Consider the following 12,035-nt stretch of genomic DNA (forward strand, 5'->3'; position numbering starts at 1 on the left):
AAGCGCCGCTATCGCGGCGGTCTACAATCTCTGCGTCCTCTGCGCCTCCGCGCGAACAGCCTTCTTTCTTCGCACCTTCGTGCCTTCGTGTGAGCCAAAAATGAAAATCCGCATCCTCGGTTCGGGTACCTCCTCCGGCGTCCCGCGGATCGGCAACGACTGGGGCGCATGCGATCCCGATGAACCGCGCAACCGCCGCACGCGCGCCTCGGTGCTGGTCACCACCGAAACCACCACGATCCTCGTCGATACCAGCCCCGACATGCGCGAGCAGCTGCTCACCGCGGACGTCTCGAACGTCGACGCGGTGATCTGGACGCACGACCATGCCGATCACACCCACGGCATCGACGACCTCCGCCAGCTGATGCACGCCCGGGGCGGCGAGCCCGTGTCCGGCTATGCGCGTCCGTTCACGCTCGAGCAGCTCCAGGCCAAGTTCCACTACGCGTTCTTCGGCCGCGCGCTCTATCGCCCGTCGATCGCGATGCAGCCGCTGCCCGACAGCCTCGAGATCGGCGACATCCGCATCACCGTGGCCGACCAGCCGCACGGCGGCATCACCTCGGCCGGGCTGCGCTTCGAGAGTGACGGAAAATCAATAGGATATGCGACGGACTTCCATGCGATGACGAGCGACATGCGCGCGCTCTACACCGGACTGGACATATGGGTGGTCGACGCGCTGCGCCGCGCGCCGCATCCGACGCACCCGAACCTGGCCCATGTGCTGGAATGGGTGGAGGAACTCGCGCCGCGCCGTTCCGCGCTGGTTCATATGGACCAGTCGATGGATTATAACAGCCTGGCCGCCGAGCTGCCCGCAGGGGTCGAACCGGGCTATGACGGCCTGGAGTTGCTGGCGTGAACGAGTGGGACAGCATGGATCTGATCTGGCTGGTGGGCGTGCTGGTGCTCGTCCTCAGCGCGCTTTCGGTCCGGCGGCTGTCGATCGGCTTCGTGCTGCGATCGCTGGTGACCTGGGCGCTGATCATCGTGCTGACCGTGCTCGCGGTGGCGCATCGCCACGAGATCGGCGCGATGTTCGCCGCTGCCTCGGCGCGGCTCGGGATCGACGACCAGCAGGTCGAGGGCAAGACCGTGCGCATCCGCATGGCACCCGACGGCCATTTCTGGGCGCGGGTGACGATCAACGGCGTCGAGCGGCGGATGCTGATCGACAGCGGCGCGACGATCACCGCGATCTCGGAACGGACGGCGTCCGCGGCGGAGGTCGGCGAGGGGAGCGGGCTGCCGGTGATGATCGAGACCGCCAACGGCACCGTCGCCGCGCGCCGCGGCAACATCCAGCGCCTCGCCATCGGTCCGCTCGCGACCGAGGATCTGGGCGTGGTGGTGTCGGAGAATTTCGGCGAGCTCGACGTGCTCGGCATGAACTTCCTGTCGCGGCTGCACAGCTGGCGCGTCGAGAACAAGACGCTGATCCTCGAACCCAGGCGCGACTCCGCCGACGAAGGCAGCGACGCCACCACGGCCCCTACAAGGCCCGAGCGCAGGCGCTCTGCCGGAAACGACGAGATCTGAAGCTATTCGCCGCCCGGCGCCGGTGCCGGGGGAGGCTCGTTGCCGCCGCCGAGCGCGGCGTAGAGCGAGACGCCGTTCTGGAGCGCCGCCGCGCGCAGCTGGAGCAGCGCCTGCTCGGCCGCGAACAGCCCCCGCTGGGCGTCGAGCACTTCGAGATAGGGCGAGACGCCATTGTCGTAGCGCAGCTTCGAGGTCTCGGCGAGGCGGCCCTGGACGCGCACGGCCTGTTCCTGCGCCACGATCTGCTCGGCAAGTCGCTGGCGGCCGACCAGCCCATCGGCGACTTCGCGGAAGGCGTTCTGCACGGTGCGCTGATAGAGCGCGACCAATTCGTCGCGCTGGGCGCGGCTCAAATCCACCTGGGCCCGGCGCCGTCCCCAGTCGAAGATCGAGAGCAGCCCACCGAGCCCGAACGACCAGACGCGCGAAGGACTGTCGAACAGGCTCGAGAGCGCGGTCGACGCGACTCCGCCTGATCCGGTGAGCGAGATGCTGGGAAACAGTGCCGCCCGCGCCGCGCCGATATTGGCGTTCGCCGCGCGGAGTTGGTGCTCGGCCTGGAGGATGTCGGGCCGGTTGGCGAGCAATGCCGAGGGCAGGCCGGGATCGAGCGCCTCGAACTGCCCCGCATCCGCGATCGGCCGGCCCGGCGGCGGCGCGGCCTCGGCGGGGCCGCCGATCAGCACCAGCAGCTGGTTCGACAATTGCTCGGTGACGCGGACGAGCTCGGCGCGCTGGATCTCGGCCTGGGTCACCAGCGCATTGGCCTGGTCATAGTCGATGGTCGAGGTCACGCCCGCGTCGAGGCGCAGTCGCGCGATCTCGAGCGTCTCGCGCCGCGTCGCCAGCGTGCGGTCCGCAAGCGCCACGCCTTCGCTGCCCGATCGGATCGCATAATAGGTCGCGGCGACGTTGCTGATCAGCGACAGGCGGAAGGCGCGCCGGGCCTCCCCGGTGGCGAGATACTGGCGGCGCGCCGCCTCGCTGAGGTTCGCCACGCGTCCCCAGAAATCGAGCTCGAACGCGCTGACCGCGACCTGCGCGCCGAACTGGTCCGAAGTCACCGAAATGGGGTTGCCCGCAGCGTCGCGGGTGGCCGATCGCGAACGCCCGGCCGATGCGGAGGCGTCGATCTGGGGAAGGCGCGCCGCATTCTGGATGCGGAACTGGGCGCGCGCCTGGGCGATCCGCGCCGTGGACGCTGCCAGGTCGCGATTGTTGGCGAGCGCCGCGGCGATGTAGAATCTGAGCCGGGGGTCCCCGAAGAAATTCTGCCAGGCGATCTCGGTCGCGAGCGTGCCGCCAGGCTGCGCGTCGAAGGCAGGGGGCACTGGCGGCGTCGGGCGCTCATAGGGCGGGGCCAGGTTGCAGCCGGCGAGCGCCGCGATGGGCAGGAGACCGGGCCAGCGCCTAGCCATGGCCGGGCGCCTCCGGTTCGGGGTCCTTCTTGCCGCTGATCCAGCGCCGGGCCGAATAATAGAAGAACGGCGTGAAGAAGATGCCGAAGGCGGTCACGGTGAGCATGCTGCCCATCACCCCGGTGCCCACCGCCTGGCGGCTCGCAGCGCCGGCGCCGGTGGCGAGGACCAGCGGGACCATGCCAATCACGAAGGTGAGGCTGGTCATCACGATCGGCCGCAGCCGCTGCGAGGCGGCGTTCATCGTCGCGGCATAGGGGCCGCGACCCTCGGCTTCTTGCTCGAGCGCGAACTGGACGATCAGGATCGCGTTCTTGGCGGCGAGGCCGATGATCGTGATCAGCCCGACGTTGAAATAGACGTCGGCGGACATCCCCCGCGCCATGGTGAACAAGACCGCGCCGATAATGCCGAGCGGCACGATCAGCAGCACCACCGCGGGCATCGACCAGCTCTCGTACAGGGCGGCGAGGAGCAGGAAGACAAGGACGACCGAGAGGCCGAGCAGCATGCCGATCTGCCCGCCGGCCTGGTTCTCCTCGAACGCGATCCCGGTCCATTCATAGGCGAAGCCGCGCGGCAGCACTTCGCGCGCGATCCGCTCCATCTCGCGCAGCGCCGCGCCGCTCGAATAGCCGGGGGCCGCCTGGCCCGAGAGCGTGGCCGAGGGGAAGCCGTTATAGCGCTCCAGCTGCTGCGGCCCCGAGGTCCAGCGCATGGTGGAGAATGCCGAGAAGGGCACCATCTGGCCGCTGTCGTTGCGGATGCGCAGCGCCGCGACGTCCTCGGGCCGCATCCGCTGCGAAGCGTCGGCCTGCAGGAAGACGCGCAGGATGTTCCCGTCATGGACGAAGTCGTTCACATAGGCCGAGCCGAAGGCGATCGACAGCGCCTGGTTCACCTGCCCGATCTGGAGGCCCATCGCGCGGGCCTTGATCCGGTCGATCTGGAGCGAGAGCTGCGGGGCGGGCGGCATGCCCTCGGGCCGGACGCCGGCGAGGATTTTGCTCTGCGCCGCCGCCGCCATCATCGCCATGCTCGCCTGCTGCAACGCCTCGCTGCCGGCCGCGCCGCGATCCTCGATCTTCATCGAGAAGCCGGTCGCGTTGCCGAGCGCCTGGATCGGCGGCGGGGAGAGTGCGAACACCATGCCCTGCGGGATCCGGGAGAAGGCGGCGTTGCTCCGCTGCACCAGTGCGTCGGCCGAATGCGCGGCGCCGGATCGCTCGCCCCAGGGCTTGAGGTCGACGAACGACATGCCCGCCGATTGCCCCTGGCCGAAGAAGCTGAAGCCGATCACCGAGACGACGTTGCGGACCTCGGGCTGCTTGCGCAGGAACGCCTCGGCCTGGTCGACCACCTGCTGGGTCCGCGCCATCGTCGCGCCCGGCGGGGCGGTATAGGCGACGAAGACATAGCCCTGGTCCTCGCTGGGCAGGAAGCCGCCGGGCAGGCGCCCGAACAGCACGACCGTGACCAGTGTCGCGAGCACGAACACCAGGGCCCAGCGCAGCGGCGCCACCACCATCGCGGCGACCGCGCCGAGATATTTGGTCGTCCCGCGATCCAGCACGCCGTTGAAGCCGGCGAAGAAGCGGCCGAGCGGGCCGGGCTTGGCTTCGGATCCGGCGGGGGAGGGAGGGCGCAGCAGCATGCCGCACAGCGCCGGGGCGAGCGTCAGCGACAGCACCGTCGAGATCACCAGCGATATGCCGATGGTCAGCGAGAACTGGCGGTAGATCCCGCCGGTCGAGCCCGGGAAGAAGCCCATCGGCGCGAACACCGCGAGCAGCACCAGGGTCGTCGCGACGATCGCGCCGGTGAGCTGCCCCATCGCCTTCACGGTCGCCTCGCGCGGGTCGAGCCCCTCGTCGCGCATGATGCGCTCGACATTCTCGACGATCACGATCGCGTCGTCGTTGAGGATGCCGATCGCCACGATCATCGCGAACAGCGACAGCAGGTTGATCGACGCGCCGAACAGCAGCAGCCCGAGACAGGCGCCGAGCAAGGCGATCGGCACCACCAAAGTCGGCACGAACATCGTCCGCCAGCTCTGGAGGAACAGGAAAACGACCAGTGAGACCAGGATCATCGCCTCGACCATCGTGCGCAGCACGCTGTTGACCGATGCGGTGATGAACGGCGTGGTGTCGAACGGCGTGGTCCAGCCGATATCGGCGGGGAAGCTCGTCTCGAGCTGGTGCAGCCGCGCGCGCACCCCCGCCGCGGTGGAGAGCGCATTGGCGCCGCTGGCTATCTGGACCGCCATGCCGGCGGTCTCCGCGCCGTTGAGCGTCAGCCGGAACCCGTAATTTTCGTTGCCCAATGACACGCGAGCCACGTCGCCCAGCCGGACCATCGATCCGCCGGGGGTGCTGCGGATGATCACGTCGCGAAACTGCTGGGCGGTAGAGAAGCGGTCCGACGTCACGATCTGCGCGGTGAATTCGGTGGAGCCGTCGACCGGCTGCAATCCCAGTCCACCGCCCGCGGTCTGGCTGTTCTGCTCGCGGACCGCCGCGAGCACTTCGCCCGGAGACAGGCCGAAGCCGGCGAGCTTCTCGCGATCGAGCCAGATCCGCATCGCGAAGGAGGAGCCAAACAATTGGACGTCGCCCACGCCGGGAACGCGGCGGAGCTCGTCGGCGATGTTGTTCGACGCGAAATTGCCCATCTCCAGCGCGCTGGTGGCGCCGCCCTTCGAGTTGAGCGCGATCAACATCAGGAATCCCGCGCCCGATTTGGTCACGCGGATTCCGAGCTGGCGCACTTCCTCGGGAAGCCGGGGTTCGACCCGGCTGATCCGCTCCTGGACCTGGGCCCGCGCGGTATCGAGATCGGTGCCCGATTCGAAGGTCACGTTGATCGACGCGGTGCCGTTCGCGCGACTGGTCGACGACATGTAGAGATAGCCGTCGATGCCACTCATCTCGCGCTCGATCACCGACGTGACCGTGCGGTCGAGCGTGCGGGCGTCGGCGCCGCTGAAGCTGGCCGAGATGCTGAGCGAGGGCGGGGCGACATCCGGATATTGCTCCACCGCCAGGCTGCGCAGCGCGATCGCGCCGAACAGGATCACGAGCAATGCGATCACCCAGGCGAAGATCGGGCGATAGACGAAGAAGCGGTTCATCTCGCGGCGGCTGGTGAGGCGGCCGCGGCTGGCGGCGCGGGCTGCGCATCGACCTTCTGCCCCGGCTGGACGCGCTGCCAGCCGTCGACGATCACGCGCTCGCCGGCCTTCAGCCCCGATCCGACGATCCACCGCCCGCCGGTCTGGCCGCCCAGCGTGACGCCGCGCCGCACCACGGCCCCGTCGGCGCCGACGGTGAACACGGCGGCGTCCGCCGCGCCGATCTGGACCGCGCGCTCGGGCACGGTGATGCCGCCCTGGATCGTGCCGGCGGTGACCACGCCGCGCACGAACTGGCCCGGCAGCAGCACGCGCGCCGGATTGTCGAACCGCGCGCGCAGGATGCGCCCGCCCGTCGAGGGATCGACCGACTGCTCGGCGAAATCCAGATAGCCGACGATCCCGTATTCCGCTCCGTTCTCCTTCAGCAGCCGAACCTCGACGCGGCGGAAATCGGGCACGCTGATCCGCCCGGCCTGGATCTCCTGGGTGAGTTCGAGCAGTTCGGCGCTCGACTGGCTGAACGTCGCGAAGATCGGCGAGAGCTGGTCCACCTGCGCCATCAGCGTCCCCGCCGCGGCGCTGACGAGCCCGCCCTCGCTCACCAGCGCGCGCCCGATATGCCCGCCGATCGGCGCGCGCACCGTGGTGTTGTCCAGCTGGAGCTGCGCGCGGTCGACCGCAGCCTGCGCCTCGCGCACCGAGGCATCGGCTTGCCGGAGCGAGGAGAGGGCGGCGTCATATTCCTGCGCGCTGATCGCCTTGCGGCTCACCAGCGGCTCGAAGCGCCCGACGATCGAGGCGGCGTGCGAGCGGGCGACCCGGGCGGTCTGGAGCCGAGCGGCGGCCTGCTGGCGCTGCGCGGTCATGTCGCGCGGGTCGATCGTGAAGAGCGCCGCGCCCGCCGCGACGTCGCGGCCCTCGGTGAACAGCCGGCGCTCGACGATCCCGTCGACACGGGCGCGGATCTCCACCGATCGCACCGCCTCGATCCGTCCGGGCAGCTCGACGAGATTGGGGATCGCGCCCGCCCGCACGGTCTCGACCAGGACCTTGGGGGGAGGGGCCGCCTGCTGCTGCCCGGCGCCTCCGCCGCCGCACGCCGCCAGCAGCATGGGAAGCAGGAGCGCGCGCTTCGCGGCGATGCCGGTAGTGGACCGGTCAGAATTGCCGCTCACGGCAAGGCTCCTCAACCAGAAGGGCGTGTATCAACCGCTCCCGCTGGACGATGCCTATGCGCCCGTATCGATGTGATCAGGAAAAACCCTGCCGGAACGAGGCGGATGTACCGATTGGCAGGCCTGAGGATTCAGCGATAGTCGGGGTATTGCTTGATCAGTCGTCGAAGTCATCTGGCTCGGCGGCCGATGAATACGCGTGGTCAATTCTACTCGCCCTCCAACATGAGTTTGCGAGGCATCGATGCCCAAGCAGCAGATGGCATTCCTGGCCAACCGGATTCTATCGAGAGGGCTGCTGGACTCGCGCTGGATAATGGTGCCGTTCTACGTCGGCCTTGTCCTGGCGCTGCTGATATTGCTGTTCGTGTTCGGCAGGGAGCTCTTCGAGCATCTGACGTCGATCCTGCGAATGAATTCGTCCGAGGCGATCGTCATGGTGCTGTCGCTGATCGACCTGTCGCTCGTCGCCAATCTCGTCCTCATCGTCATCTTCGCCGGCTACGAGAATTTCGTGTCCCGGATCGAGAGCGAACCCGGGTCGCGTCCCGGCTGGATGGGCACGATCGATTTCGCGGGCATGAAGATGAAGCTGATGGCGTCGATCACCGCGATATCGTCGATCGCGCTGCTGCGCCTCTTCATGAAGATGAGCGAGAACATCGCCGTGGATGTCGATGTGCTGCGATGGATGGTGATCATCCATCTGGCGCTGCTGATATCGATGCTCCTGCTCGCCGTCACCGACTGGCTCAACATCCGGACCGGCCGCGGCCCGACGGCACCCTGACGACGCAACGGAGGACGACATGCCTTTCCGTAAGATCGCCGCCGCTATCCTGTGCCTCGCGAGCGCCTTGTCGATCGCGCCGCCGGCCCTTGCCCAGTCGGAGCCGCCGCCGGGCGAGGAGGGGGCGGGCCCCGACACCAGCGAACTGCACATCCCGGGCTATGAGCGCCCGCCGCGCCGGGCGTGGCTGGAGCTGGAGGTCGCGCCCGAGCTCGTCTCGCACAATCCGCTGGGATCTTCATCGCGCGCCAGCGACGAGACGAACGTGTCGCTGACCTTCGTCACCCGCCAGCCGCTCTCGTCCGGGCTCGAGCTCGAATTCGACGCAGGTCCCTCGACGACGATCGACACCGACAACGACACGCCGTTCGAATCGAGCCTGGCTGCGAGCCTGGAGCTGCGGACGCGGCCCGGGGCGTCGGGCTTCTCGTCCTTCCTCAGCTACGCCGTCGCGCGCGACTTCGACGATTTCTTCGGCGAGGGGCTGGAGACCAGCCAGACGCTCACGGCCGGCCTCCGCTATGGCGGCAAGGTCGGGCCGGTGGAGATCGGGTTCGAGCTCGCGCCGCGCTGGGTCAACTCGACGCAAGACCTCGACGACTATCTCGCCGGCGAGCTGTGGATGGAGGGCGTGGCTCCCGTCGGCAACGAGATCAACCTCATCGCCGAGGGGATCGTCGACCGCCGCTGGTATCAGAATGCCAATCCGGCGATCGGCGGGAAGCGCCGCGACTGGCGGTTCGAGGCGTTTCTCGGCCTGGACTTCGCCGGTGCCGTGGCGCGCGGCGACGGCAGTTTGCTACGGTCGCTGGGCCTCGGCGTGCGCTGGATCGAGGTCAATTCCAATCTGGACTCGGCCGACCGGTCGAGCTTCAAGCTGCTGCCCGCGATCACGCTCAGGCTCGGGCTGTAGGAGAGGGCCGTCATCGCGGCGACCCTAGCTGTACGCCGCGGTGACGGCAGCTTCCACGGGAGGAGGCGTTTCGATCCGATTGCGGCCGAGCCGCTTCGCGCAATAGAGCGCCTGGTCGGCAGCGAGGACTAGGCCATCCCAGTTCTCGGCATCCTGATCGAAAAGGCTGAGGCCTATGCTGATCGTGCAGAATAGCGTCCGGCCATCCTCCAGGGGGAAGGGGGCTTGTTCGACTGCCGACCGCAACCGATCGGCGACGGTCATGGCCGCTTCCTGTTCGGTTTCCGGCAGCAGCACCATGAATTCCTCGCCTCCGACGCGAGCAACGATATCTCGATCGCGTATCTGCTCGGTCAGGATTCCAGCGATCCCCACCAACACCTGATCGCCAACGCCATGGCCGAACCGATCGTTCACCGACTTGAAATGGTCGACATCGATCATCAGCAGGCTGACGCTCTTCGTCTCCTTCTGTCGTGCCGTGCCCATGGCCCTTTGGCCGCAGTCCCACATCACCCTGCGGTTGGCTATGCCGGTCAACGGATCCTGCCGTGCCTGCTCCAGCAGTTTCCGGTCCAACTGGCGTGTGACCATCCAGAGATAGCTGGGCGTTACGACGAAGGTCAGTACGATGCGGACCATCAACGCATAGGCTGTGGTGGGATCCCAATCCACGGGATGATATTGGCTCGATATCCACCACCCGATCCGGGTGAACAGCATCCCGGCCCACAGGAAATGGAAAATCGCCGAAATGGTGGAGGCCGGTCGCAAATACGGATCGGCATGGCGCCACAATTGCCACCCGGCCCCGATAGTGACGATGGCGCGCGCCAATGCACCGAGCAGCACCATCATGCCCATGTCCGTCCCATGAATCAGGAACAGCGTAAATTCGATGGCGCATAGCAATATTGTGGGCGCGATCAGCCACAGATCGGACTTTGGTCGCTCCAGGAATTGCAGCACGGCAACATAGGCCAGGATCGCGCCGCCATCGATCAGAAGGTTGGCGACCATCGCATTCAAGATATCTGGCCAATGGATATAATAGCTCATCAGCATCAGGAAGCCGAGCGCGAACAGGGCGTTGCTTAATGCCCAGCTGATCAGGCCCTTGGCGTTACTGCTGCTTATGCGCAGACAAAACATGACCAGCGCCGAAACGGCACTCAGAACGATGTTGACGATAACCAGCGTGTTGCCGTCGACAAACTCGCTAATGGCCAACATCAGATTGGTCCCCGTTGGTCCCGCTGCCTCCGGCTGTCAGCTCCAGAAGAATGCGACCCGCTCTGCGAACATGTCCCCCAAGAGAGATTATAGGATCATTTGGCCGACAAGGACGCCTTTGGCTCGACGGGCTCGCCTGAAATGTGACCGATCCCGAGTGGAGTTGGACGGAATGAAGCGCCGCAGGTTCAGCGAGGACCAGATCGCCGCGACCGTGAAGGGCAGGAAGCCGAACCTCTGAAGCGGCTTGAATTTTACATAATGTATATTATCGTTCTCATGCGTGTGTGAGCCCCGGTACCGGAGGAGACGCTTCATCAGGGCAGCCATGGCGCGCGATGTGGTAGTCCTCCTAAGCCGCCGCTATCGATTTCTACTCAGCGCGAGCGCAGCCTCGATCCGTTTCAGTGCCTTCAGAGAGTCAGTGTTTTTGGCGTCAAGTTCGAGCGAGCGCTGGAAGGCGTTCCGCGCGGTGACGAGCAATCCGGCGCTCTCCAGGCCCTCCCCATAGCTGTTGAAGGCGTTGCTGCTGGCTGGAAACAGATCGGTCATCGTGTGGAACGCAGCGATAGCCTCCCGTACCCGACCATCCTCCATCAGCCCGTAGCCAAGATTGTTGAGAGCGTCCTCGGATAGCTGATAGTGCCTTGTATCCGGCCGAAGCGCGTCGAGCTTCGCTCGCGCCGCTTCCGGTCCCTGCTCGACCAGGGTCGCGCCATAGATCCGGGTGAGCGACACCGGCTCGTCGAGCGGCGCGCGTCCGCTGAGGATGCGCATTGCCGAGAGTGCCGATTTGTAGAGATTCTCGCTGTCGGCATTGTTGAGCAGGATCACCGTGAGGCCGTTGTCCAGGTTGCGCATCAGGATCGTCTGGCATCCGGCCATGCCGCCGGTGTGCCAGACGATCCTGCCCATGCTCTCGTCGCGAAAGCGGAACCATCCCAGGCCGTTATCGGCATCGCCCATCCCGCCGATGCCGAGCCATACGAAGTCCGGCGATCCGTCGGCGAGACGCTGGGGCGTGTAGGCCCGATCGAGCGTCTCCGGCTTCAACAGAACGCCGTTTCGAAGCGCTGTGTCGAACCGCAGCAGATCGTCCGCGGTGGCCACCACCGATGCGTTTCCGTAGAGCGTTTCCGCATAATAGCCGCGCGCGCCCTCGAGGCGCCGGCGTTCGCGCGACCAGCGATTTGGCCAGGCGTAGTTTTGCGCGAAGTTGGGAGTATCGGGGCGGTTGATCAGTGCTGTCTTGATATAGCTGTGGCGCATCCCCGAAGGCCGGAAGACATGCGCGGCAAGATAATCGGGCAGCGCTTCGCCCGATTGCCGCTCGACAAGTAATGCGAGCAGCTGGAAGCCGAGATTCGAGTACCACCAGCGCTCGCCGGGCTTGCGCTTCATCGTACGGCGGGCAGCGACGATAGCCGGAACCAGGTCTCCCATCGTGAACGGACGCGGGGCGAGCTTCGGCGCATATGCCTCGACGAAGCCCACCATGTCCTGATCGGAGAGACCGGAGCTGTGCGAAAGCAGTTGGCGGACGGTCATTGCCGGATAGGGGAATTCGGGAAAGTAGCGCACGAACGGTGCATCGAGCTGGACCTTGCCGCGCTCGACGAGCTGGAGCACCGCCGTCGCCGTGAAGAGCTTGCCGATCGATGCGAGCTCGAACTCGGTGTTCGCATAGACCGCGCGGCCGGTTTCACGATCGGCGGGCCCGACATATTTGCGGTAGATCGGCTTTCCATTACGGGCGATGAGGATGGAGCCGTTCAAGCCGTCGCGGCCGGAACGCTCGACAAAGAATGCTTCCAGCGCCCCC

Annotated in this window: 9 protein-coding genes; 4 read left to right on the plus strand and 5 right to left on the minus strand. The window is 66.6% G+C overall.

The features are described 5' to 3' along the window. Window positions 1-100 precede the first annotated feature (100 nt). Window positions 101-868, plus strand: a complete 768-nt coding sequence (locus tag MT490_RS06045) for an MBL fold metallo-hydrolase (protein WP_297385180.1) — start codon at window positions 101-103, stop codon at window positions 866-868. Continuing rightward, window positions 865-1,545, plus strand: coding sequence for a TIGR02281 family clan AA aspartic protease (locus MT490_RS06050; RefSeq protein ID WP_297385182.1), 681 nt, complete (start codon window positions 865-867; stop codon window positions 1,543-1,545). Before MT490_RS06045 ends, MT490_RS06050 begins: the two co-directional genes overlap by 4 nt. A gap of 2 nt (window positions 1,546-1,547) precedes the next feature. On the opposite strand, the gene MT490_RS06055 is transcribed toward MT490_RS06050, so the two are convergent. The 3 genes from MT490_RS06055 to MT490_RS06065 are packed head-to-tail and all read right to left on the minus strand — an operon-like array spanning window position 1,548 to window position 7,277. Beyond that, window positions 1,548-2,963, minus strand: coding sequence for an efflux transporter outer membrane subunit (locus MT490_RS06055; protein WP_297385199.1), 1,416 nt, complete (start codon window positions 2,961-2,963; stop codon window positions 1,548-1,550). Then, complete coding sequence (locus MT490_RS06060) at window positions 2,956-6,099, minus strand: multidrug efflux RND transporter permease subunit (RefSeq protein WP_297385201.1); 3,144 nt, start codon at window positions 6,097-6,099, stop codon at window positions 2,956-2,958. Before MT490_RS06060 ends, MT490_RS06055 begins: the two co-directional genes overlap by 8 nt. Beyond that, complete coding sequence (locus MT490_RS06065; protein WP_297385203.1) at window positions 6,096-7,277, minus strand: efflux RND transporter periplasmic adaptor subunit; 1,182 nt, start codon at window positions 7,275-7,277, stop codon at window positions 6,096-6,098. The genes MT490_RS06060 and MT490_RS06065 overlap by 4 nt, the downstream gene beginning before the upstream one ends. Before the next feature lie 259 nt (window positions 7,278-7,536). On the opposite strand from MT490_RS06065, the gene MT490_RS06070 reads away from it, so the two are divergent. Then, window positions 7,537-8,067, plus strand: coding sequence for a YqhA family protein (locus MT490_RS06070; RefSeq protein WP_297385208.1), 531 nt, complete (start codon window positions 7,537-7,539; stop codon window positions 8,065-8,067). A gap of 19 nt (window positions 8,068-8,086) precedes the next feature. After that, window positions 8,087-8,980 (plus strand): hypothetical protein, encoded by an 894-nt coding sequence (locus MT490_RS06075; RefSeq protein ID WP_297385204.1) that lies wholly within the window; start codon window positions 8,087-8,089, stop codon window positions 8,978-8,980. 24 nt (window positions 8,981-9,004) lie between these two features. Here the strand turns inward: MT490_RS06075 and MT490_RS06080 are convergent, their stop codons facing one another. Beyond that, entirely contained in the window at window positions 9,005-10,213 is a 1,209-nt protein-coding gene (locus MT490_RS06080; RefSeq protein ID WP_297385205.1) for a GGDEF domain-containing protein, read from the minus strand. Window positions 10,214-10,576: 363 nt separating this feature from the next. After that, window positions 10,577-12,035: serine hydrolase domain-containing protein (locus MT490_RS06085; RefSeq protein ID WP_297385206.1), on the minus strand; the 1,459-nt coding region annotated here is incomplete at its 5' end.

Source organism: Sphingomonas sp., from assembly GCF_026460985.1.
In the GTDB taxonomy this organism is placed as follows: domain Bacteria; phylum Pseudomonadota; class Alphaproteobacteria; order Sphingomonadales; family Sphingomonadaceae; genus Sphingomonas.